Here is a 21,380-nt window from a genome sequence, read left to right as displayed (position 1 = left end):
GGCCGCATACGTACGGCGGTTGGGGACGGGGGGACTGTGCTGCTGCTCGTGGTTGCCCTCGTCCTCGTCGCGACAGCCGCCGTCGTGGCGGTACGGGGGTCACGCGCTCGCCGTCCCGAACCGGCCCCGGACGCGGACCCGTTGGTCGCTCCCGTCCCGCACGACACCACCCGCGGGGCCGAACTGCCCGACCCGATCGCCGACTTCGTGGGCCGGGCGGACGACCTCGCCACGCTCCTGCGCCTCGTCCGAACAGGCCACCGTGCCATAGCCGTCACCGGGGCCCCCGGCCTCGGCAAGTCCGCCCTCGCCGTCCGCCTCGCGCACGAGCTGCGGCCCTTCTACCCCGACGGCCTGCTGTACGCCGACCTCGGCTCGGGCCGCGGTGACGTACCGGCACGCCTCCTCGGCGCCCTCGGCGCGCCCGAGGAGGAACAGACGGGCGAGGCCCCCGCACTCGCCGCCCGCCTCCGCAGCCGCACCGCGGGCCGCCGCGTCCTCCTGCTCCTGGACGCCACCACCGACGCGCCCCAGGTCCGTCCTCTGCTCCTGCCCGGTGACGGCTGCCTGACCCTGATCACCAGCCGCAACGCGCTGACCGACCTCCCGGAAGCGACTCCCTTCCCCCTCGGGCCCCTGACCGAGTCGGACGCCCAAAGGCTGTGGGCCGTCGTTCCGCCGGGGGCTCCGCCGGGGCCTCCGCCGGGGGCACCTCCCGGACAGAGCTCCGGGGGAGGTGGAGGTACCACCCACGCCGGAAGGGCCATGGGGGAGGGTGGGCACATCCCGCCCACCGGCCCGCACCTGGCCGACGGCCTCGTCCGCAGCTGCGGCCGGCTGCCCCTCGCCGTCCGTATCGCCGCCGCGGTAGGCGGGCAGCCGTCCGAGCTGGCCCACCGCATCAACGCCGAACGGGCCCGCCTCGACGCCCTCCACGTCGGCGACGTGCACGCCCGCGCCGCCTTCGAGATCGCCTACGCCACGCTGAGGGGCGCCGACCGTCACCTGCTCCGCAGCCTCGGCGCGTACCCCGGCCCCCGCGTGACCGTCCGTATCGCCGCCGCTGCAGCAGGCTGGGAGCATGAGGCCGCCCACGTTGGCCTGCAGCGCCTCACAGCCGCCCAACTCGCGCAGCCCGACGGCCCCGACGCGTACCGCCTCCATGCGCTGGTACGCCGGTTCGCCGCCGAGCGACTCGAACGCGACACGGCACCCGCCGAGTGCCGAGGCGCCCTGGAACGGCTCCTCGCCGCCGGTCCGGAGGACTCCACCGCCGTCTCCCTTCTCGTACGCGCCGGAGTACGGGAAGGCCTCCACGGTGCCGCACACCACCTGGCGACCACGGCGGACAGCCGCTTGCGGGACGAGCCCAGCCAGCTCCCGCGCATCGCCATGTGGTCGGCCGTCCTCGACGCGGCCCGCCGGTCGGGCGAGCACGACTGGGCGGGGCACGCGCTGCACGGCCTGGGCGACGCGTACCGGCGCGAGGGCCGCTACGAACAGGCCGTGGACCATCTGCGGATGTCCATCGCCGTCCAGCAGCGACGCGGCGCTCGCGCCGAACAGATCGAGACCCGCCGGCTCCTCGGAGACGCCCTGCACCGGGCGGGCCGCTACGACGCCGCGCTGCGTGAGTTCCAGATGGCCCTGGACGGCAGCCGCGCCCTGAGCGGGCCGACGGGCGAGGCGGAGATCCTGCGCGGCCTCGGCGCCCTCCACCTCGACCGGCGCCGCCCCGACGAGGCGATCACGTGTCTCGAAGCGGCCGTCCCCCTCACGGGCTGCCCCGACACCCGGCGCGTCCTGGGCTCGGCCTACGTCCAGACCGGCAACCTCACCGCCGCCGAGCGGTGCCTGAGGTCGGCCCTTGTGACCTACCGGCGGCACGGCCGCGCGGTAGGGGAGGGCTGGACCCTGCGCGAGCTGGGCTATCTGGAGGAGCGCCGGTGGGCGTACGGGGCGGGCGCGGACCACCACCGTGCCGCCCTGGCCGCCTTCGACCGCGTCGGCTACGGCACGGGCGTCGCCGCCGCGGCCGAGGCGATAGGCGACAACCTGCTCGCGCAGGGCGACGAGGCGGGCGCCGACACGGAGTACCGCCGCGCGGCGACGGCGTACGCGGACCTGGGCGACCACATCCGCGAGGCCGAGGTCCGCCGCAAGCTCAGCGTCCCTTGACGGTCCCGTCGACGAACGCGGCCCAGGCGGCGGCCGTGACGACGAGGACGGGGCCGGTGGGGGTCTTGCTGTCACGGACGGGGACGACGCCGGGGATGTCGTCGAGGACTTCGACGCAGTCGCCGCCCTGGCCGTTGCTGTACGAGCTCTTGCGCCAAGGGGCCGCGCCGGGGAAGGCGTACGCGACCTCGATGCAGTCCTCCCCGCCGTCGCCGCCGCTGTAGGTGCTCTTGCGCCAACGGGCGGTGCTCAGGTCGTATTCGCGCATCGTCTGTAGTCCTCCGCCACCGACTGGATCAGGGCCAGGGACGCCTCCGGCGACTGCGCGGCGGCCCTGAGCAGATCGTAATGCGCCTGCGTGCGCTTCACTACGGCCGGATCGTCGAGCAGATTCCCCGAAAGTACAGCCTCTGTGTAGGCCGTTGGCGGAGCGTCCTCGAACTCCATGAGCCTCATCATCTTGCCCATCGCCGGGTGTGCCCCGGCCGAGAACGGAAGCACCTGCACCAGCACCTTGCGCTCGCGCGCCATCACCGCGATGTGGTCCAACTGCCGGGCCATCCCGGCCGGACCGCCCACCGTGATACGGAGCGAGGCTTCATGCAGGACGGCCCAATACACCGGCCGTGTAGCGTCGTTGAGGACAGGGGCACGGTCCATGCGGGCCCGAACCATCTCCTTGATGTACTCCTCGTCGGCGAGCGGGTTGCTCGCCAGGTACACCGCGCGGGCGTACTCGGCGGTCTGAAGCAGTCCCGGCACCACCGCAGGCGCGTACTCGCAGATCTTCGTCGCCAGTCGCTCAAGCTCCGCCACGTGCGCGAAGTACTCGGTGTACGGCGAATCGGCGATCAGCTTCTTCCACATCCGCTCGAAAAAGCCATCGGTTTGTAGCGTCTCGTCAATCCTGGTCGCTACATCCTTCTGTGGCTTCCGAATAGCCTGTTCGAATTGGCCGATGTAGCCCCCGGATACGAATACCCGCCGCCCCAGTTCCCCCTGCGTCAGCCCCGCCATCTCGCGCCTGGCCTTGAGCTCCAGCCCGAAGAACTCCCAGGCCGCCTGCCTGGACCCCGCCCCTCGCCGCATACCTGCGTTGGCCATGGATTAACTCCTTTGTGCTGCCGAGCAGTTGTAGCGCGCGTATGTCTGCCGATTCTAGGTCTGTGTCCTCACACTCATGAGGGGAAGGAAGAAAAGGAATCCGAGGCATGACGAGAGGAGCGCCGTGGAAGAAATGGACCATCTCCAGGACGCCGAGGCGGCTGTGGCGGAATTGAGGTGCGCACTGGCCCGGGCCGGAGTGACGTTGCCGTCGCTCGGACCGGATCCGGTCACGTGCGCCGGCCGGAGTCCGAGGGTGCTGGTCGAGCTGGGTCGCTGCACGGTCGAGACCGCGCGCCGGATGGCCGCCGCGCTGCCCGGACCGCGGGAGGAGGCGGGGCGATGACGGCACCGGCCGTGGGGTCGTACGTGATCGACACGAGCAACGGGCAGGTGGGGCAGGTCATGGGCCACGAGGGACCGTACGTCCAGCTCAGACCGATCGGCGGCGGGCGCGAATGGGACTGCCCGCCCGACGCGCTGCGCATCGCCACCGCGGCGGAGCGCCTCAGCGCGGCGACGTCCTACGCGAACGCCCGCAGCCGCGGCGAGGTGCCGTAGGCAGCCTGCCCGGATGGAGCCCGACGAGCCGCTGGAGGCAGAGGACCACGGCATCCGTTCGGCAGGCTGTCGAGGCTCCGGCGACCCGCTACGGCACCCCGACGCTTGGTCTTCGTACCGTACCGGCCGGGGAGAACCAGTTCCCGCCCTTCCGGCGGGATCACCCGCGGATGAACCCCGAGTGCCGGGGCGCGGCCCGCCGGCCCGGCGCCGTACGCGAGAATGGCCCCATGAGTCTGTTCCGCGACGACGGCATCGTGCTGCGCACCCAGAAGCTGGGTGAGGCGGACCGGATCATCACGATCCTCACCCGGGGCCACGGCCGTGTCCGGGCCGTCGCGCGCGGGGTGCGGCGCACCAAGTCGAAGTTCGGGGCGCGGCTGGAGCCCTTCTCGCACGTGGACGTGCAGTTCTTCGCCCGCGGCAGCGAGCTCGTCGGGCGCGGGCTGCCGCTGTGCACGCAGAGCGAGACGATCGCTCCGTACGGTGGCGCGATCGTCACCGACTATCCCCGCTACACCGCCGGGACGGCGATGCTGGAGACGGCGGAACGGTTCACCGACCACGAAGGCGAGCCCGCCGTCCAGCAGTACCTGCTGCTCGTCGGAGGCCTGCGCTCCCTCGCCCAGGGCGAGCACGCGCCGAACCTCATCCTCGACGCGTTCCTGCTGCGCTCCCTCGCCGTCAACGGCTACGCGCCCAGCTTCGAGGACTGCGCACGCTGCGGCCTCCACGGGCCCAACCGTTTCTTCTCCGTCGCGGCGGGCGGCGTCATATGCGGCGACTGCCGGGTACCCGGCAGCGTCGTACCCTCTGCGGAGGCCATCGGACTGCTCAGCGCGCTGCTCACCGGCGACTGGGACACCGCGGACGCGGCCGAGGCGCGCCACGTCCGGGAGGGGAGCGGGCTCGTGTCGGCCTACCTCCACTGGCACCTCGAGCGCGGCCTGCGCTCGCTGCGGTACGTAGAGAAGAACTAGGAAAGCGAAAGCTAGGAGAGTGTGACCCCCATGGCACGACGCGGAATCCTGGGACGTTCCCGCCGCGAGTACAAGGTCCCCGAGCCGCACCCCTCGGGGGCCCGCCCGCCGAAGATCCCGGGCGAGCTGGTGCCGAACCACGTGGCGATCGTCATGGACGGCAACGGCCGCTGGGCCAAGGAGCGCGGCCTGCCCCGCACCGAGGGGCACAAGGTCGGCGCCGAGCGTGTGCTGGACGTGCTGCAGGGCGCGATCGAGATGGGCGTCGGAAGCATCTCCCTGTACGCCTTCTCGACCGAGAACTGGCGGCGCTCGCCGGACGAAGTGCGCTTCCTGATGAACTTCAACCGTGACTTCATCCGCAAGACCCGCGACCAGCTCGACGAACTCGGCGTCCGGGTGCGCTGGGTGGGCCGCATGCCCAAGCTGTGGAAGTCGGTCGCCAAGGAGCTCCAGATCGCACAGGAGCAGACCAAGGACAACGACAGGCTCACGCTGCACTTCTGCATGAACTACGGCGGGCGTGCGGAGATCGCGGACGCGGCGCAGGCGCTGGCGGCGGACGTGAAGGCGGGCAGGCTCGACCCGTCGAAGGTGTCCGAGAAGACGTTCCAGAATTACCTGTACTACCCGGACATGCCGGACGTCGACCTCTTCCTCCGCCCGAGCGGCGAGCAGCGCACCTCCAACTACCTGATCTGGCAGAGCGCTTACGCCGAGATGGTCTTCCAGGACGTGCTCTGGCCCGACTTCGACCGCCGCGACCTGTGGCGGGCCTGCCTGGAGTACGCACAGCGCGACCGCCGCTTCGGCGGGGCGATTCCCAACGAGGAGCTCCTCGCGATGCAGGGCAAGGACCCGGCACCCGACGCGGCCGTCTGACCGGCTGGACCGGTTGTCGGACCCGCCCACTACGATCACGGCTCGTCACTGAAAGGAACCGGGGAGGGGCCGTGACCGAGAGGCAGAGCATGACGGCAGAGACCGTCGTCGAGCTGGCGTACGAGCTGCGGCAGCCGGACTGGTCCGACGCGTTCCATGCCCGCGGGCGAGTACGGGGGATCAAGGGCCGGCTGCGAGGCCTGCTCATGCCGTTGCTCTTCGCGTCGGCGGTGTGGCTGCTCGCCGATGACGTCCTGGCCGCGGGCTTCGCCTTCGTGGGCAGCCTGTTCGGCCTCGTCGCCAGAACGGGCGTCCTGGCCGCGCGGCACGCCAGGATGAGCGCCCCGCTCGCGCCCTGGACCGTGACCGTCGCCGACTCCGACGACGCAGTGCGCTTCACAGGCACGCATGTAGAGACCCGCCGGGGCTGGCAGACCTTCGGCGGGTACGTGGAGACCACCGCCGGATTCGTCCTGCTGTCCCCGGCCCCGTACTCGGTCGTCGTCCACTATCTGCCGAAGCGCGCCCTGGGCCAGGCCGACACCGACCGCCTGCGCGGCATACTCGACCGCCGCCTGCGCCGCTACGGCCGCCGCCCACCTCAGCACTGAGGGCCGACCAGTAGGATCCGTGGGTTGTCGCACCGGGGAGGGACCGTGGCCGAGGGCCGGAACGTTGAGGAAGAGGGCCGGAGCGTTGGGGAAGTCGTGACGGGGCAGGCGGTGGAACTGGTCTACCGCCCCACCACGGACGATGTGAACCAGGCCCTTCGCGTGAGGTTGAAGCGGTCCTTGGGCTGGCGCTTCGCGTGGGTGATGGGCGTCTTCTGCGCCGTGATCGTCGTCCTCTTCATGCTGCTGTTGCTGCTGACCGGCCGCGGCCTCGGCGCGATGCCGCCCGCGGTGTGGGTGGCGATGGTGGTCTTTCCGCTCACACTCTGGGGAACCCCGCGGCTGCAGGCCCGGGCCGTGACGAAGCACGCCGAGCAGCAGGGCGAGTTCCGGGCGTACGTCGACGACACGGGCATCCGCATCGCCGCCGAGAGCAGCTCGAGCCAGTACGGGTGGCAGAGCTGGGGCCGCTACGCCGAGACGGACGGAGTCTTCGTCCTGCTCAGCCCGGACAAGGCCGGCGTCGGCGTGATGATCCTGCCGAAGCGGGGCGTGACCGGCCCGGCCGACGTGGACCGGCTGCGGGCGCTCCTCGACCAGCACCTCACACGCATGTGACCCGACTGCCCGGCTGCTGACCTGCCCGCTACGATCACGGCCCATTCACCACAGAACTGGGGAGGGGCCATGGCCGGGCACAGGGGCATGCCGGAGACGGACCGGAGCACAGACGTCGTCGAGCTGGTCTACCTGCCGAAACCCGCCGACACCCTCGTCGGCCTCCGGGTCCGCGAACGCATCAAGCGCATGCATCTGCTGCGCGGCGCGTTCCTCGCACTGTTGGCGGTCTGGCTGCTGCCCGTCGTGGCCCGAGGGCAAGCCGACGTGGTGCAGACAGCTCTGTGGCTGTTCATCGTCCTCGTGATCTGGGGGTATCCGCGGATACAGGCCGCCCATGTGCAGCGGATCGTCGGGTGGCAGGGGGAGTACCACGTGACCGTGTCCGAAGCAGGGATCTCCTGCACCAACGACCACAGCACCCTGACCCAGAAATGGTCGCTCTTCCAGGGCTACCGGGAGACGGCCGGCCATTTCGTCCTGCTCAGCCGGGACCCCAACATCATGGTTCTCGACGTGCTGCCCAAGCGCGGGCTGAGCGCGCCGGGCGACGCGGACCGGATGCGGGCGCTCCTCGACCGCAACGTCGCCCGCGCCTGACGCCGTACCTCAGGCGATCGACCTGCGGGCGCGGCGGTCAGCCCTTCGCCGCCGCGCACTCCGCGCACGTACCGAAGATCTCCACTGTGTGCGCCACGTTCACATACCCGTGCGCCGCCGCGATCGTCTCCGCCCACTGCTCGACGGCCGGGCCCTCGACCTCGACCGCCTTGCCGCAGACCCGGCACACCAGATGGTGGTGGTGCTCACCGGACGCGCAGCGCCGGTACACCGCCTCGCCGTCGCTGGTGCGCAGCACATCGACCTCGCCGGCCTCGGCGAGGGACTGCAGCGTCCGGTAGACCGTCGTCAGGCCCACCGAGTCGCCGCGGTGCTTGAGCATGTCGTGCAGCTCCTGCGCACTGCGGAACTCGTCGACCTCGTCGAGCGCCGCCGCCACCGCAGCCCGCTGCCGGGTCGACCGGCCGCGTACGGGGGGTCCAGCAGTCGCCACAAGTGCCTCCTCACGTTCCGCCGCTCCTCGTCGGGCCATTCTGCCAGGCGTGGACCGGAGCCCGGGCCGAACCAAGATCAGACCCTGACGCCGTTCGGCGCACCGTCCACCGGACGAGGGACGGTGGCCGCCGGGAGATCCAGATCGCACTCCGACTCCGCCGCTTCCCGGGCCTTCGCCCGTCGGCGCGCCAGCGGTGTCGCCAGCACCGTCAGCAGCACGAACACCCCGATCGCCAGCAGCACGATCGTCGCACCCGGCGGCACGTCCTGGTAGTACGAGACCACCGTGCCCGACAGCGTCACCGCCGTACCGATCGCCACCGCGCCGACGAACGTCACCACGAACGACTTGGCGACCTGCTGCGACGCCGCCACCGGCACCACCATCAGCGCGCTCACCAGCAGCAGACCGACCACCCGCATCGCGACCGTGACCGTCACCGCAGCCGTCACGGCCACCAGCAGATTCAGCGCCCGCACCGGAAGACCCGTGACCCGCGCGAACTCCTCGTCCTGGCTGACCGCGAACAGCTGCCGCCGCAGACCGACCGTCACCAGCAGCACAAAGCCCGCCAGCAGACAGATCGCCGTCACGTCCTCGTCGGAGACCGTCGACAGCGAACCGAAGAGATACGACGTGAGATTGGCGTTCGAGCCGTTCGGCGCCAGATTGATCAGCATGACGCCGCCCGCCATACCGCCGTAGAAAAGCATCGCCAGCGCGATGTCGCCGCGCGTGCGCCCGTACGCCCGGATCAGCTCCATCGCGACCGAGCCCACGACCGCCACCAGCGTCGCCATCCACACGGGATTCGTCGACAGCAGGAAGCCGAGGCCGACACCGGTCATCGCGACATGGCCGATGCCGTCGCCCATCAGCGCCTGCCGGCGCTGCACCAGATGCACACCGACGGCCGGAGCCGTGATCCCCACGAGCACGGCGGCCAGCAGCGCCCGCTGCATGAAGGGGTCCTGGAGAAATTCCATGATCAGGTCAGCAGTCCCGTGCGGAGCGGCTCGTCGGCCGCATGCGGATGTACATGGTCATGGCCGGGCAGCGCATGCTGCCCGACGGCCTCGGGCGGCGGCCCGTCATGGACGACGCAGCCGTCGCGCAGCACCACCGCTCGGTCGATCAGCGGCTCCAGCGCGCCCAGCTCGTGCAGCACCAGCAGCACCGTCGTGCCGGCCGCGACCTGCTCGCGCAGCGTCGCCGCGAGGATCTCCTGGCTGGCCAGGTCCACGCCCGCCATCGGCTCGTCCATGATCAGCAGATCGGGTTCCGTCGCCAGCGCGCGGGCGATCAGCACCCGCTGATGCTGACCGCCGGACAGGGCGCCCACCGCGTCCCTCGTCCGGTCGGCGAGCCCGACCAGCTCGATCGCCCGCTGCACGGCCGCCCGATCCTCCTTGGACGGCCAGCGCAGCTTCGTACGCGACAGCCGCCCTGACGACACGACCTCGCGGACCGTCGCCGGGACACCGCTCGTCGCGGTCGTGCGCTGCGGTACGTACCCGACGCGCGACCAGTCACGGAAGCGGCGCAGCTCGGTACCGAAGAAGGACACCGAGCCGCCCGTGAGCGGCACCTGGCCGATCAACGACCGTACGAGTGTCGACTTGCCCGAGCCGTTGGCGCCGAGCAGTGCGACGACCTCACCGCCTTCAACGGTGAGGTCGACGCCACGCAGCACATGGCGCGAGCCGAGCGTGGCCCTCGCCCCGCGGACGGATATGACGGGATCGCTCACGCTCACAACTGCTCCTCGGATGCTGCTGTCGGTGCTGCCAGGGCTGCGGCTACGACGGCGGATGCCACGGCCGCGGCAGCGGTACTGCCTGTCACTTCGCGCCGAGAGCCTTCTGCAGCGCGGCGAGGTTGGACTGCATCACCTCGATGTAGTCATCGCCCTTGGACCGGTCCGTGATTCCCTCCAGCGGGTCCAGGACGTCCGTCGTGAGGCTCGCGTCCTCGGCGAGGGTCTTCGCCGTCCTGTCGCTGGCGAGCGTCTCGAAGAAGACCGTGGTGACCTTGTCCTTCTTCGCGATTTCCTGGAGCTCCTTGATGCGGGCGGGGCTCGGCTCGTTCTCGGGGTCGATGCCCGCGATGCCCTCCTGCTCCAGGCCGTAGCGCTCGGCGAGGTAGCCGAAGGCGGAGTGGGTGGTGATGAAGGTCTTGGTGCTCGTGTTCTTCAGGCCGTCGGTGAACCGGGTGTTCAGGGCCTCGAGCTTCTTGACCAGCTCGTCGGTGTTCTTCTTGTAGTCGGCGGCGTTCGCCGGGTCGGCCTTCTCCAGCGAGGCGCCGACCCCCTTCGCGACCTCCGCGTACTTGACCGGGTCCAGCCAGACGTGCGGGTCGGCGGCGGCATCCGCCGCGCCGTGCTCGTCCGCGTGCTCGCCCCCGTGCTCGGCGTGCTCCTCGGGGGTCTCGCCCTCGTGGCCGTGGTCGTGGCCGACCTCGGTGCCATGGTTCTCGAGCGTGGTCAGCGTGGCCGCGTCCACGGTGTTCTCGACGCCGGCCTGCTTGATCGCCTCGTCGACGGCGGGCTGGATACCCTTGAGGTAGAGGACGTAGTCGGCCTGGCGGAGCTCGGAGGTCTGCCTGGGCTTCAGCTCCAGGTCGTGCGGCTCCACGCCGGGCTTGGTGAGGGTGGTGACCGCCACATGATCACCGCCGATCTGCTCGGCGAGATACTGCAGGGGATAGAACGACGCCACCACATCCAGCTTGCCGTCGCCCCTGTCGCCGCCTGCGGCGTCGGAGGTTCCGGAGCAGGCCGTGAGGGTGACGAGGGAGAGAGCGGCCGCGCCGGCGACGGCGGTGGCGGGTATGAGGCGTCGTACGTTCATGACAGTCATTTTCAACAAACTTGGAAACGATTGTCAACAAAGATCGAGGTGGGTCCACTCCCGGTACCGATTTGATCCAGGGGGTGCGGCCGCCGGTAATCTGAAGCATTCGCTTCGCCCGTCGTCGTAATGAAGAGAGCACCGTGGCCGCCGACAAGATCGACACGATCGTCAACCTGAGCAAGCGCCGTGGCTTTGTCTACCCGAGCAGCGAGATCTACGGCGGCCAGAAGGCCGCCTGGGACTACGGACCGCTGGGTGTCGAGCTCAAGGAGAACATCAAGCGCCAGTGGTGGCGCTACATGGTCACCTCGCGTGAGGACGTCGTCGGTCTCGACTCGTCGGTGATCCTGGCGACGGAGGTCTGGGAGGCCTCCGGCCACGTCGCCACCTTCACCGACCCCCTCACCGAGTGCACCTCCTGCCACAAGCGCTACCGCGCCGACCACCTCGAGGAGGCGTACGAGGAGAAGCACGGCCACGCCCCCGCGAACGGCCTGGCCGACATCAACTGCCCCAACTGCGGCAACAAGGGCCAGTTCACCGAGCCCAAGCAGTTCTCCGGCCTCCTCTCCACCCACCTCGGCCCCACGCAGGACTCCGGCTCCATCGCCTACCTGCGCCCCGAGACCGCCCAGGGCATCTTCACCAACTTCGCCCAGGTCCAGCAGACCTCGCGCCGCAAGCCCCCGTTCGGCATCGCCCAGGTCGGCAAGTCCTTCCGCAACGAGATCACGCCGGGCAACTTCATCTTCCGCACCCGCGAGTTCGAGCAGATGGAGATGGAGTTCTTCGTCAAGCCGGGCGAGGACGAGAAGTGGCACGAGTACTGGATGGACCAGCGCTGGAACTGGTACACCGGCCTGGGTCTCCGTGAGGAGAACATGCGCTGGTACGAGCACCCCGCCGAGAAGCTCTCCCACTACTCCAAGCGCACCGCCGACATCGAGTACCGCTTCCAGTTCGGCGGCAGCGAGTGGGGCGAGCTCGAGGGCGTCGCCAACCGCACCGACTACGACCTCACCGCCCACTCCAAGGCCTCCGGCACCGACCTGTCGTACTTCGACCAGGAAGCCGGCGAGCGCTGGACGCCGTACGTCATCGAGCCCGCCGCCGGCGTCGGCCGCACCATGCTCGCCTTCCTCCTCGACGGCTACAACGAGGACGAGGCCCCCAACGCCAAGGGCGTCATGGAGAAGCGCACCGTGCTCCGCCTCGACCACCGCCTCGCCCCGGTCAAGGTCGCCGTCCTGCCGCTGTCCCGCAACCCGCAGCTCTCCCCGAAGGCCAAGGGCCTCGCGGCCGACCTGCGGCAGAACTGGAACATCGAGTTCGACGACGCGGGCGCCATCGGCCGCCGCTACCGCCGCCAGGACGAGATCGGCACGCCGTTCTGCGTCACCGTCGACTTCGACACCCTCGAGGACAACGCGGTCACCGTGCGCGAGCGCGACTCCATGAAGCAGGAGCGCGTGTCCCTGGACCAGATCCAGGGCTACCTCGCGACCCGCCTCATCGGCTGCTGACATCCGCCGGCGGACGCTCAACCGCCGACATTCATCAGTACGACAGCAAGAAGCCCCCGGTTCCGGGTACGGAACCGGGGGCTTCGATGCACACTGGGGCCCACTCGTCGACAGCCGACAGCCGAGAGGCGACAGCGGAGGCCCAGGATGCCGTCCACCACCAGCAGCAAGGTCAGCAGATGGGACCGGCACGGGCGGGAACACGTGGTCCGCGTCCAGAAGGCAGGCATACAGCGGGCGTTGACCTGTGACACCTGCGGCTGGCGCAAGAGCGCGCAGTTCCTGCCGTGGCTGAAGGCCGAGGAACACCTCGCCGAGGCCCACCAGGCCACGGTGGACCCGGCGGGCACGGGCACGGGTAGGTCGGGAACCTGAGACCTCGGGGTCGGATGACCGCGGACCTCAGGCCCGAAGGCCCAGAGCCGGCGGACCGTTGACCCGTGGACCTCAGGCGGGAGGGCCTCACGCGGGAGGACTTCAGGCCGGGGGACCTCAGGCCGGAGGACCTCAGGCCCGCAGGCCGCGCAGCAACAGCTCGCACACCGCGCGGAATTCGTCGTCGATCGACGCCCGCCGCCACTCCGGCGCATGCACCGGATCGTGAAAACGGGTCGTCGCGTCGAACACCGCCTGCGCCGCCGCGATCGGCTCCGAGGCCTCGAACTCCCCGCTGCGCACACCCGCTTCGATGATCCGCGTGAGCTGGCTGACCAGCACCACCAGATGCTCGTCCACCACGTCACTCGCCTCAGTGATCAACACCGAGTACGTGGCGAACAGCTCCGGATCACCACCCGCCTTGTGACGCTTCGCCTCGAAAAGACCCGCGAGCCAGGCGCGGAGCTTCTCCTCCGCCGACCGGGCGGGCCCCTCCGTGATCTCCGACAGCAGCGCCTCCGTCCGGCCGAGCCAGCGCGCCGTCACCGCCTCGCGCAGCGCCGCCTTCGTACGAAAATGCCGGTAGACGCTTCCATGGCTCACACCGAGCACCCGCGCCACGTCGACGACCGTGGCCTTCGCCGGGCCGTAACGACGCAGCACCTCCTCCGTGGCCTCGAGGATGCGATCCGTGGTCAGTGTCTCGGTGGTGGGCATGGCATCGACGGTACCTGGCCGGTCCGACAGCGGCGCCGTCAGTGCTCGCTGTCCAGGTGCGCCATCTGAGCCTCCGGATACCGCGCACCGGCCGCCGCGTCCGCCGGGACCGCACGCTCGATCGCCTCCACGTCGGCGGAGTCCAGCGTGACGGCGAGCGCACCGAGCGCCTCGGAGAGCCGGTCGCGACGGCGGGCACCGACGAGCGGCACGATGTCCTCACCGCGCGCCAGGACCCAGGCGATGGCGATCTGGGCGACCGAGGCACCCTTCTGCTCGGCGATCTTGCGCAGCTGCTCGACCAGGTCGAGGTTGTGCTTCAGATTCTCGCCCTGGAAGCGCGGGCTCATGCCGCGGAAGTCGTTGGCCGCGAGCTTCCGGTCGCTCGTGAAGTGGCCGCTGATCAGCCCGCGCGACAGCACGCCGTACGCCGTGATGCCGATGCCCAGCTCACGGGCGGCGGGCAGGATCGCGTCCTCGATGCCGCGCGAGATCAGCGAATACTCGATCTGGAGGTCGGAAATCGGGGCGACCGAGGCCGCCCGGCGCAGGGTCTCCGCGCCGACCTCGGACATGCCGATGTGCCGGACACGGCCCGCCTGAACCAGCTCGGCGATCGCGCCGACCGTCTCCTCGACGGGGACCTCGGGGTCGACGCGGGCGATCCGGTAGATGTCGATGTGGTCCGTGCCGAGGCGCTGCAGCGAGTACGCCGCGAAGTTCTTCACGGCGGCGGGCCGCCCGTCATAGCCGGACCAACCGCCGTCCGGGTCGCGCAGCGCCCCGAACTTCACGCTGGTGAGCGCCTTCTCGCGCGCCGAGGCGGGGGCGGTGCGCAGCGCCTCGTTGATCAGCAGTTCGTTGTGACCCATTCCGTAGAAATCACCGGTGTCGATCAGCGTGATCCCGGCGTCGAGCGCGGCATGAATGGTCGCGATGGACTCGGCCCGGTCGGTGTCCCCGTACAGCGCGGACATACCCATGGCGCCGAGGCCGAGGGCGGAGACCTCGGGGCCGGTGGTGCCGAGGGTGCGGGTGGGGACGGGGCGAGGGGCGTTGGACGTCATCGGGGGGCTCCTGGGGAGGGGACGAAACGGGTGTCGTGTGACGACTATGGCATGACGACTGACAGATTTCAATATTTGTCAGTCGTTATTCGTCAGCTCCTCGGTCGGTATCGGGTGTGGCGCGTGGAAAACCGGATGCCCTGGCACGGCCCCGGGCTGTAGGTTCGACCGCATGTCTTCCTTCTTCCAGATCTACGAGTGAGAGTGCGGCGGGCCGCGTCCCGCCCCCACCAGATGACATCCGGATCACTTCTCACCACGATGGGAGAACCCCGTGGCCAAGAGCCGAAACAACCTCCTCGGCGTGGGCGGACAGCGCCGGAAGCTGTCCCGCGCCGACCAGCACGGAAACGGACCGACGCGTAACGCCGAGCGCAAGGCGGTGTCGGACCAGAAGCAGGAGCTTCTGCGCAAGATGAAGGAGCGCGCCCAGGACGCCCAGGGCGACAGCGACTCCGGCTCCGGCTCGACCGCGCCGGCCTCGCAGAGCTGACGCTCTCTCGCCTCACGACGGGCCGGGCCGCTCAGGCACTCCGGGCCCGTTCGTTGGTTGGTGATGTCCGCGTCGAGAAGACGGCCGTGGGCCGGGATCACCTCGGGTGATCCCGGCCCACGCTTGCGTTCCACGACGGTGCATGATCAGCGGTTCGCCGCGATCACCTGGTCAGGATCTGCTGGCCTCGGGTGCCCGCACCTTCGCCGCCTCCAGCCGCTCCGCCGTCCGCCGCGCCGTCTTGCGCGCCCATCGTCCGCTGGTGGCGAGGCCGACCACGAGGACGGACAGGCCGCAGCCCATGATGATCCACCACGCGGGGCGGCTCGCCTCGACGAAGCCCGCCGTGTGGGCGGCCGCGCTCGTGCCCGCTGCCAGGACCGAGCCGATGACCGCGACGCCGAGGGTGGCGCCGGTCTGGCGGCTGGTCGAGGCGACCGCGGCGGCGACGCCCGCCTGGGAGCGGGGCATGCCGGAGACGGCGGTGTTGGTGATGGGGGCGTTGACCATGCCGAAGCCGAGGCCGAAGAGGACGTAGCCGGTGAAGAGGAGAGCTGTCGTCGTCTCGGCCTCGAAGGCGGCGAAGAGCAGTCCGCAGGCGGCCATGGCGGACCCGGCGACGATCAGGGGGAGTCGCGGGCCGCGGCTGCCGACGAGGCGGCCCGAGAGCGGGGCGCAGACGAAGGTGAGCGCGGCCATGGGGAGCATGTACAGGCCGGCCTGGAGGGCGGAGAGTCCGCGTACGTCCTGCAGGTAGAGGGTGTTGAGGAAGAGGAAGCCGCTGAGTGCGGCGAACGCGCTGATCGCGATGACGGTTGCGCCGCTGAAGGGTGCGGAGCGGAAGAAGCGCAGGTCGATGAGGGGTTCGTGGCGCCGCGGCTCGTATATGAGGAGTCCGGCGAGGGCGAGTACGGCGATCGCGGCGAAGGGGAGCACGGCGGCGAGTCCTTCGGCGGGTGCCTCGATGATCGCGTACGTGAGCGAGCCGAGGAGGGCGATGACGAGGAGTTGGCCGACCGGGTCGGGGCGGCGGGGCTTCGGGGCGCGGGACTCGGGGACGTAGCGCCAGGTGAGGACCAGGGCCGTGAGGCCGACAGGGACGTTGATCCAGAAGATGGAGCGCCAGCCGACGGTCTCGGTGAGGAGTCCGCCGACGACCGGGCCCGCGGCCATCGATATCCCGACGACGCCGCCCCACGCCCCGATGGCGCGGGCGCGCTCGCGCGGTTCGGTGAAGGTGTTGGTGATGATCGACATGGCGACGGGGTTGAGCATCGAGCCGCCGACCGCCTGGACCATGCGGAACGCGACGAGTGAGTCCAGGTTCGGTGCGAGGGAGCAGAGGATCGAGCCGAGGGTGAAGAGGACGAGTCCGGTCTTGAAGACCCTGCGGCGGCCGATCCGGTCGGCGGTCGACCCGGCGAGCATGAGCAGTGAGGCGAGGACGAGGGTGTAGGCGTCGATCGTCCACTGCATTCCGGCGACCGTGGCGCCCAGCTCGCGGCGCATGGAAGGCAGGGCCACGTTGAGGACGGTGTTGTCCAGGCTGACGATCAGCAGGCTCATGCAGCAGATCGCCAGGACCAGGAGCTGCCGGCGGTGGCTCAGCTCTGACGCGGGCATGCGTACATAGTACGCCTAACTAATGAACTTGCCAGTGCGCGACAATGGTCGAATGACCACGCTTGCCCAGCCTTCGACGCTGTCCATCGGCCCGCACGCCGTGCAGCCCCCTGTGGTGCTCGCTCCCATGGCCGGCATCACGAACGCACCGTTCCGTACCCTCTGCCGCGAGTTCGCCGAAGGCGTGCGAGGGTTCGGGGGCAGCCCTCCGATGGGCGCGGTCCCGGGCGGCAAGGGGCTCTTCGTCAGCGAGATGATCACGACGAGGGCGCTGGTCGAGCGCAACGAGAAGACGATGCAGCTCATCCACTTCGACGAGACCGAGACGCCGCGCTCGATCCAGCTGTACGGAGTGGACCCGATCACCGTCGGCAAGGCCGTCCGCATGATCGTGGACGAGGATCTGGCCGACCACATCGACCTGAACTTCGGCTGCCCCGTCCCGAAGGTGACGCGCAAGGGCGGCGGCTCGGCGCTCCCGTACAAGCGGAATCTGCTGCGGGCGATCCTGAACGAGGCCGTGGGCAACGCCGGGGACCTGCCGGTGACGATGAAGATGCGCAAGGGCATCGACAACGACCACATCACCTACCTGGACGCGGGCCGTATCGCGGTCGACGAGGGGGTGACCGCGATCGCTCTGCACGGGCGCACGGCGGCGCAGCACTACGGCGGCACGGCCGACTGGGACGCCATCGCCCGCCTCAAGGAGCACGTGCCCGAGATCCCGGTGCTCGGCAACGGCGACATCTGGTCGGCGGACGACGCCCTGCGGATGATGCGCGAGACCGGCTGCGACGGCGTGGTCGTGGGGCGCGGGTGCCTGGGCAGGCCGTGGCTGTTCGGGGATCTGGTCGCCGCTTTCGAGGGTAGGGGCACCTATGCGCGCCCGTCGCTGCGCGAGGTCGCGGACGTCATGGTGCGCCATGCCCAGCTGCTGGGTGAGTGGATCGGCGACGAGACCCGTGGCGTGATCGACTTCCGAAAGCACGTGGCCTGGTATCTCAAGGGCTTCGCGGTCGGCTCCGAGATGCGCAAGAGGCTGGCGGTGACGTCGTCGCTGGACGAGCTGCGCGCTCAGCTGAGCGAGCTGGACCTGGACCAGCCGTGGCCTGTGGGCGCGGCGGACGGGCCGCGCGGGCGTACGTCGGGGAACAACCGGGTCGTGCTTCCCGACGGCTGGCTGAAGGACCCCTACGACTGTGCGGGTGTGAGCGAGGATGCGGAACTGGACACCTCGGGGGGCTGATCAGGGCCTGGGTGCGGGCTGGGGCGCGGCGTCGGGCCGGGGCCCGGACCCGTGTCCGTTTTCGGGCGCGGAAGGGTCCGGATTCTGGAATCCGGCCGCCCGGAGCGGCGTGATTCTCGCCACCCTTGATAAGGGTTGCGCTCAGATGAGCGAACTCAGGATGGTTGCACCTTTAGAAGGGGTGGCACTCAGTGCCACCCCTTCCGTGTTCAAGAGTTGAACTCAGATGCCTCGAAGGCTGCTCATCTGAGCGCACATTTCCTGCTTTCGGTCAAGCGCTCTTCGAGGCGTGAAGAAGCTGGGCCGCCGCTCTTTACGCATCGGTAACCTGCGATCTGGTGGCGGACGGGTGGTTACGGCCGAATGACGGACAAGTGGACGTACCCAGGCGCCTTCGATCTGGGTATGTTCCTCGCCGTCAGGGCAGCCACCGAGTCCTCGAGGAGTCGAGACCCGTGTCGGAAAACAAAGATCAGAAGTTCGTCTACGACTTCACCGAGGGCAACAAGGACCTCAAGGACCTCCTTGGTGGGAAGGGCGCGAACCTCGCCGAGATGACCAACCTCGGGCTGCCCGTCCCTCCGGGCTTCACCATCACGACCGAGGCGTGCAAGGTCTACCTCGACAGCGGCGATGAGCCCGCGGCACTGCGTGACGAGGTGAGTGCGCACCTCGACGCGCTGGAGCAGCGGATGGGCAAGAAGCTCGGCCAGGCCGACAACCCGCTCCTCGTATCCGTACGCTCCGGCGCCAAGTTCTCCATGCCGGGCATGATGGACACCGTCCTCAACATCGGCCTCTCCGACGCCTCGGTGGAGGGCCTGGCCAAGCAGGCCGGCGACGAGCGCTTCGCCTGGGACTCCTACCGGCGGCTCATCCAGATGTTCGGCAAGACCGTCCTCGGCGTCGACGGCGAGCTCTTCGAGGACGCCCTGGAGGCGGCCAAGGAGGCCAAGAAGGTCACCGTCGACACCGACCTCGACGCCGCCGACCTGAAGAAGCTCGTCAAGCAGTTCAAGAAGATCGTCAAGACCGAGACGGGCCGCGACTTCCCGCAGGACCCGCGCGAGCAGATGGACCTCGCCATCAGGGCCGTCTTCGACTCCTGGAACACCGACCGGGCCAAGCTGTACCGCCGCCAGGAGCGCATCCCCGGCGACCTCGGCACCGCGGTCAACGTCTGCTCGATGGTCTTCGGCAACCTCGGCCCCGACTCCGGCACCGGCGTCGCCTTCACCCGCGACCCCGCCTCGGGCCACCAGGGCGTCTACGGCGACTACCTGCAGAACGCGCAGGGCGAGGACGTCGTCGCCGGTATCCGCAACACCGTGCCGCTCGCCGAGCTGGAGACGATCGACAAGACGTCGTACGACCAGCTGATGCAGATCATGGAGACGCTCGAGACGCACTACAAGGACCTGTGCGACATCGAGTTCACCATCGAGCGCGGCCAGCTGTGGATGCTGCAGACCCGCGTCGGCAAGCGCACCGCCGGTGCCGCCTTCCGGATCGCCACCCAGCTCGTCGACCAGGGCCTCATCGACGAGGCCGAGGCGCTGCAGCGCGTCACCGGCGCCCAGCTCGCCCAGCTGATGTTCCCCCGCTTCGACGAGTCGGCGAAGGTCGAGAAGCTCGGCCGCGGTATCGCCGCCTCTCCGGGCGCGGCGGTCGGCAAGGCCGTCTTCGACTCGTACACGGCCGTCAAGTGGTCCCGCTCCGGCGAGAAGGTCATCCTGATCCGCCGTGAGACCAATCCGGACGACCTCGACGGCATGATCGCGGCCGAGGGCATCCTCACCTCGCGGGGCGGCAAGACCTCGCACGCGGCCGTCGTCGCCCGCGGCATGGGCAAGACCTGTGTCTGCGGCGCCGAGGAGCTGGAGGTGGACACCAAGCGCCGCCGGATGACCGTGAACGGCACGGTGGTCGAGGAGGGCGATGTCGTCTCGATCGACGGTTCCACCGGCAAGGTGTACCTCGGCGAGGTCCCGGTCGTGCCGTCCCCGGTCGTCGAGTACTTCGAGGGCCGGATGCACGCGGGTGCCGACGACGCAGACGAGCTCGTCGCCGCCGTGCACCGGATCATGGCGTACGCGGACCGGATGCGCCGGCTGCGCGTACGGGCCAACGCGGACAACGCCGAGGACGCGCTGCGGGCGCGGCGCTTCGGGGCGCAGGGCATCGGTCTGTGCCGCACCGAGCACATGTTCCTCGGTGAGCGCCGCGAGATGGTCGAGAAGCTGATCCTCGCCGACACCGAGGACGAGCGCGAGGAGGCGCTGAAGGTCCTGCTGCCGCTGCAGAAGAAGGACTTCGTCGAGCTCTTCGAGGCGATGGACGGGCTGCCGGTGACCGTGCGGCTGCTCGACCCGCCGCTGCACGAGTTCCTGCCGGACATCACCGACCTGTCGGTGCGCGTCGCCCTCGCCGAGTCCCGCAAGGAGCCGCACGAGAACGACCTGCGCCTGCTCCAGGCCGTGCACCGGCTCCACGAGCAGAACCCGATGCTGGGTCTGCGCGGTGTCCGTCTCGGCCTGGTCATCCCCGGCCTGTTCACCATGCAGGTACGGGCGATCGCCGAGGCCGTGGCCGACCGCAAGAACGCCAAGGGCGACCCGCGTGCCGAGATCATGATCCCGCTCGTGGGCACCGTCCAGGAGCTGGAGATCGTCCGCGATGAGGCCGAGCAGGTCATCGCCGAGGTCGAGGCGAGGACCGGTGTCGAGCTGAAGCTCGCGCTCGGCACGATGATCGAGCTGCCGCGCGCCGCGCTGACCGCCGGTCAGATCGCCGAGGCCGCCGAGTTCTTCTCCTTCGGTACGAACGACCTCACCCAGACCGTGTGGGGCTTCAGCCGGGACGATGTGGAGGCCAGCTTCTTCACGGCGTACCTGGAGAAGGGCATCTTCGGCGTCAGCCCGTTCGAGACCATCGACAAGGACGGCGTCGGCTCGCTCGTCCGGAGCGCCGTCGAGGCCGGCCGGGCCACCCGCCCGGACCTGAAGCTCGGTGTGTGCGGTGAGCACGGCGGCGACCCCGAGTCGGTGCACTTCTTCCACGAGGTGGGCCTGGACTACGTCTCCTGCTCGCCGTTCCGGATCCCGGTGGCGCGGCTGGAGGCGGGCCGCGCGGCGGCGCAGTCCTCCGGGAGCGACAGCCGCTGATCCACCGGCCGGCGCCGGGCGCCGGCCCACGACTCCGGGGCCGTCGGTGGCTCAACCGACCCTCACCGACCCGCCGACGGTCCCGGCGCACCAAGAGACGAGCGGGGCGTACACCTTGTGCGGAGGTGTCCGTCCCGCTCGTTTTTCTTTTCGCACAAGCCTTGTCTCTTGCGCACAGGCCCGCACAGCCGCGCACAGCTCCGCACAGCCGTCCCGAGGGGTCTCGCGACGGTCGTGACGGTTTCCTGCCGCTGTTGAACGGCGGACCAGTAGCGGGCTTTGGCCGAAGGTGGATTTCCGCCATTCGTTGAGCAAAGAACGGG

Annotated in this window: 22 protein-coding genes; 13 read left to right on the top strand and 9 right to left on the bottom strand. The window is 69.8% G+C overall.

Annotation, left to right across the window (positions count from 1 at the left end; genetic code table 11):
• Positions 1-36 precede the first annotated feature (36 nt).
• Complete coding sequence (locus tag ACWCP0_RS21630) at positions 37-2,178, top strand: tetratricopeptide repeat protein (protein ID WP_451080424.1); 2,142 nt, start codon at positions 37-39, stop codon at positions 2,176-2,178.
• Here the strand turns inward: ACWCP0_RS21630 and ACWCP0_RS21625 are convergent.
• The gene (locus ACWCP0_RS21625) at positions 2,165-2,446 is read right to left on the bottom strand and encodes a DUF397 domain-containing protein (protein ID WP_451080423.1); all 282 of its coding nucleotides are present in this window, start codon (positions 2,444-2,446) and stop codon (positions 2,165-2,167) included. The genes ACWCP0_RS21630 and ACWCP0_RS21625 overlap by 14 nt on opposite strands.
• The gene (locus ACWCP0_RS21620; protein WP_451080422.1) at positions 2,428-3,282 is read right to left on the bottom strand and encodes a helix-turn-helix domain-containing protein; all 855 of its coding nucleotides are present in this window, start codon (positions 3,280-3,282) and stop codon (positions 2,428-2,430) included. Before ACWCP0_RS21620 ends, ACWCP0_RS21625 begins: the two co-directional genes overlap by 19 nt.
• Before the next feature lie 133 nt (positions 3,283-3,415).
• Between ACWCP0_RS21620 and ACWCP0_RS21615 the strand changes: the two genes are divergently transcribed.
• The 7 genes from ACWCP0_RS21615 (at position 3,416) to ACWCP0_RS21585 (ending at position 7,534) form a co-directional block, all read left to right on the top strand.
• Complete coding sequence (locus ACWCP0_RS21615) at positions 3,416-3,628, top strand: hypothetical protein (protein ID WP_451080452.1); 213 nt, start codon at positions 3,416-3,418, stop codon at positions 3,626-3,628.
• The gene (locus ACWCP0_RS21610; RefSeq protein ID WP_351237011.1) at positions 3,625-3,843 is read left to right on the top strand and encodes a hypothetical protein; all 219 of its coding nucleotides are present in this window, start codon (positions 3,625-3,627) and stop codon (positions 3,841-3,843) included. The genes ACWCP0_RS21615 and ACWCP0_RS21610 overlap by 4 nt, the downstream gene beginning before the upstream one ends.
• Before the next feature lie 230 nt (positions 3,844-4,073).
• On the top strand, positions 4,074-4,823 hold the full coding sequence (gene recO / locus ACWCP0_RS21605) for a DNA repair protein RecO (protein ID WP_351231973.1): 750 nt from the start codon (positions 4,074-4,076) through the stop codon (positions 4,821-4,823).
• 30 nt (positions 4,824-4,853) lie between these two features.
• Positions 4,854-5,705, top strand: a complete 852-nt coding sequence (locus ACWCP0_RS21600) for an isoprenyl transferase (protein WP_451080421.1) — start codon at positions 4,854-4,856, stop codon at positions 5,703-5,705.
• A gap of 71 nt (positions 5,706-5,776) precedes the next feature.
• The gene (locus ACWCP0_RS21595) at positions 5,777-6,316 is read left to right on the top strand and encodes a YcxB family protein (protein WP_451080420.1); all 540 of its coding nucleotides are present in this window, start codon (positions 5,777-5,779) and stop codon (positions 6,314-6,316) included.
• A 96-nt stretch (positions 6,317-6,412) separates the two neighbouring features.
• A complete protein-coding gene (locus ACWCP0_RS21590) occupies positions 6,413-6,934 on the top strand; it encodes a YcxB family protein (protein WP_451080419.1) in 522 nt (173 codons plus the stop codon).
• A 69-nt stretch (positions 6,935-7,003) separates the two neighbouring features.
• Positions 7,004-7,534: a YcxB family protein gene (locus ACWCP0_RS21585; RefSeq protein ID WP_451080418.1), complete on the top strand. Its 531-nt coding sequence runs from the start codon at positions 7,004-7,006 to the stop codon at positions 7,532-7,534.
• Between the two features lie 37 nt (positions 7,535-7,571).
• Here ACWCP0_RS21585 and ACWCP0_RS21580 read toward each other — a convergent pair whose 3' ends face one another.
• The 4 genes from ACWCP0_RS21580 to ACWCP0_RS21565 form a co-directional block, all read right to left on the bottom strand.
• Positions 7,572-7,988, bottom strand: coding sequence for a Fur family transcriptional regulator (locus tag ACWCP0_RS21580; RefSeq protein ID WP_351231963.1), 417 nt, complete (start codon positions 7,986-7,988; stop codon positions 7,572-7,574).
• A gap of 77 nt (positions 7,989-8,065) precedes the next feature.
• Positions 8,066-8,977: a metal ABC transporter permease gene (locus ACWCP0_RS21575; RefSeq protein WP_451080417.1), complete on the bottom strand. Its 912-nt coding sequence runs from the start codon at positions 8,975-8,977 to the stop codon at positions 8,066-8,068.
• A 2-nt stretch (positions 8,978-8,979) separates the two neighbouring features.
• Positions 8,980-9,747 (bottom strand): metal ABC transporter ATP-binding protein, encoded by a 768-nt coding sequence (locus ACWCP0_RS21570; protein ID WP_351231959.1) that lies wholly within the window; start codon positions 9,745-9,747, stop codon positions 8,980-8,982.
• A gap of 85 nt (positions 9,748-9,832) precedes the next feature.
• Positions 9,833-10,840 (bottom strand): metal ABC transporter substrate-binding protein, encoded by a 1,008-nt coding sequence (locus ACWCP0_RS21565; protein WP_451080416.1) that lies wholly within the window; start codon positions 10,838-10,840, stop codon positions 9,833-9,835.
• A 143-nt stretch (positions 10,841-10,983) separates the two neighbouring features.
• On the opposite strand from ACWCP0_RS21565, the gene ACWCP0_RS21560 reads away from it, so the two are divergent.
• Both ACWCP0_RS21560 and ACWCP0_RS21555 read left to right on the top strand, forming a co-directional pair.
• Positions 10,984-12,366: a glycine--tRNA ligase gene (locus ACWCP0_RS21560; protein ID WP_451080415.1), complete on the top strand. Its 1,383-nt coding sequence runs from the start codon at positions 10,984-10,986 to the stop codon at positions 12,364-12,366.
• Positions 12,367-12,513: 147 nt separating this feature from the next.
• The gene (locus ACWCP0_RS21555; protein ID WP_451080414.1) at positions 12,514-12,741 is read left to right on the top strand and encodes a hypothetical protein; all 228 of its coding nucleotides are present in this window, start codon (positions 12,514-12,516) and stop codon (positions 12,739-12,741) included.
• A 132-nt stretch (positions 12,742-12,873) separates the two neighbouring features.
• Here ACWCP0_RS21555 and ACWCP0_RS21550 read toward each other — a convergent pair whose 3' ends face one another.
• Together ACWCP0_RS21550 and ACWCP0_RS21545 are read right to left on the bottom strand one after the other, a co-directional pair.
• Positions 12,874-13,461 (bottom strand): TetR family transcriptional regulator, encoded by a 588-nt coding sequence (locus ACWCP0_RS21550; RefSeq protein ID WP_451080413.1) that lies wholly within the window; start codon positions 13,459-13,461, stop codon positions 12,874-12,876.
• A 38-nt stretch (positions 13,462-13,499) separates the two neighbouring features.
• Entirely contained in the window at positions 13,500-14,528 is a 1,029-nt protein-coding gene (locus tag ACWCP0_RS21545; RefSeq protein ID WP_451080412.1) for an aldo/keto reductase, read from the bottom strand.
• A 274-nt stretch (positions 14,529-14,802) separates the two neighbouring features.
• Between ACWCP0_RS21545 and ACWCP0_RS21540 the strand changes: the two genes are divergently transcribed.
• The gene (locus ACWCP0_RS21540; protein ID WP_451080411.1) at positions 14,803-15,021 is read left to right on the top strand and encodes a DUF6243 family protein; all 219 of its coding nucleotides are present in this window, start codon (positions 14,803-14,805) and stop codon (positions 15,019-15,021) included.
• 171 nt (positions 15,022-15,192) lie between these two features.
• Here the strand turns inward: ACWCP0_RS21540 and ACWCP0_RS21535 are convergent, their stop codons facing one another.
• On the bottom strand, positions 15,193-16,644 hold the full coding sequence (locus ACWCP0_RS21535; RefSeq protein ID WP_451080410.1) for an MFS transporter: 1,452 nt from the start codon (positions 16,642-16,644) through the stop codon (positions 15,193-15,195).
• 52 nt (positions 16,645-16,696) lie between these two features.
• On the opposite strand from ACWCP0_RS21535, the gene dusB reads away from it, so the two are divergent.
• Both dusB and ppdK read left to right on the top strand, forming a co-directional pair.
• Entirely contained in the window at positions 16,697-17,893 is a 1,197-nt protein-coding gene (gene dusB / locus ACWCP0_RS21530; RefSeq protein WP_451080409.1) for a tRNA dihydrouridine synthase DusB, read from the top strand.
• A gap of 455 nt (positions 17,894-18,348) precedes the next feature.
• Entirely contained in the window at positions 18,349-21,057 is a 2,709-nt protein-coding gene (gene ppdK, locus ACWCP0_RS21525) for a pyruvate, phosphate dikinase (RefSeq protein WP_451080408.1), read from the top strand.
• Positions 21,058-21,380 lie beyond the last annotated feature (323 nt).

The sequence above is a fragment of the Streptomyces sp. NPDC001970 genome (assembly GCF_053594115.1).
Note: the sequence above shows the minus strand (reverse complement) of the source record. Positions and strands in the feature narration are given on the sequence as shown.

What these genes read in the sequence shown, in the direction of transcription:
- ACWCP0_RS21625 (WP_451080423.1), bottom strand. Translation starts at nt 2,446, where the DNA reads ATGCGCGAATACGACCTGAGCACCGCCCGTTGGCGCAAGAGCACCTAC.
- ACWCP0_RS21620 (WP_451080422.1), bottom strand. Translation starts at nt 3,282, where the DNA reads ATGGCCAACGCAGGTATGCGGCGAGGGGCGGGGTCCAGGCAGGCGGCC.
- ACWCP0_RS21615 (WP_451080452.1), top strand. Translation starts at nt 3,416, where the DNA reads ATGGACCATCTCCAGGACGCCGAGGCGGCTGTGGCGGAATTGAGGTGC.
- ACWCP0_RS21610 (WP_351237011.1), top strand. Translation starts at nt 3,625, where the DNA reads ATGACGGCACCGGCCGTGGGGTCGTACGTGATCGACACGAGCAACGGG.
- recO (WP_351231973.1), top strand. Translation starts at nt 4,074, where the DNA reads ATGAGTCTGTTCCGCGACGACGGCATCGTGCTGCGCACCCAGAAGCTG.
- ACWCP0_RS21600 (WP_451080421.1), top strand. Translation starts at nt 4,854, where the DNA reads ATGGCACGACGCGGAATCCTGGGACGTTCCCGCCGCGAGTACAAGGTC.
- ACWCP0_RS21585 (WP_451080418.1), top strand. Translation starts at nt 7,004, where the DNA reads ATGGCCGGGCACAGGGGCATGCCGGAGACGGACCGGAGCACAGACGTC.
- ACWCP0_RS21575 (WP_451080417.1), bottom strand. Translation starts at nt 8,977, where the DNA reads ATGGAATTTCTCCAGGACCCCTTCATGCAGCGGGCGCTGCTGGCCGCC.
- ACWCP0_RS21565 (WP_451080416.1), bottom strand. Translation starts at nt 10,840, where the DNA reads ATGAACGTACGACGCCTCATACCCGCCACCGCCGTCGCCGGCGCGGCC.
- ACWCP0_RS21555 (WP_451080414.1), top strand. Translation starts at nt 12,514, where the DNA reads ATGCCGTCCACCACCAGCAGCAAGGTCAGCAGATGGGACCGGCACGGG.
- ACWCP0_RS21550 (WP_451080413.1), bottom strand. Translation starts at nt 13,461, where the DNA reads ATGCCCACCACCGAGACACTGACCACGGATCGCATCCTCGAGGCCACG.
- ACWCP0_RS21545 (WP_451080412.1), bottom strand. Translation starts at nt 14,528, where the DNA reads ATGACGTCCAACGCCCCTCGCCCCGTCCCCACCCGCACCCTCGGCACC.
- ACWCP0_RS21535 (WP_451080410.1), bottom strand. Translation starts at nt 16,644, where the DNA reads ATGCCCGCGTCAGAGCTGAGCCACCGCCGGCAGCTCCTGGTCCTGGCG.
- dusB (WP_451080409.1), top strand. Translation starts at nt 16,697, where the DNA reads ATGACCACGCTTGCCCAGCCTTCGACGCTGTCCATCGGCCCGCACGCC.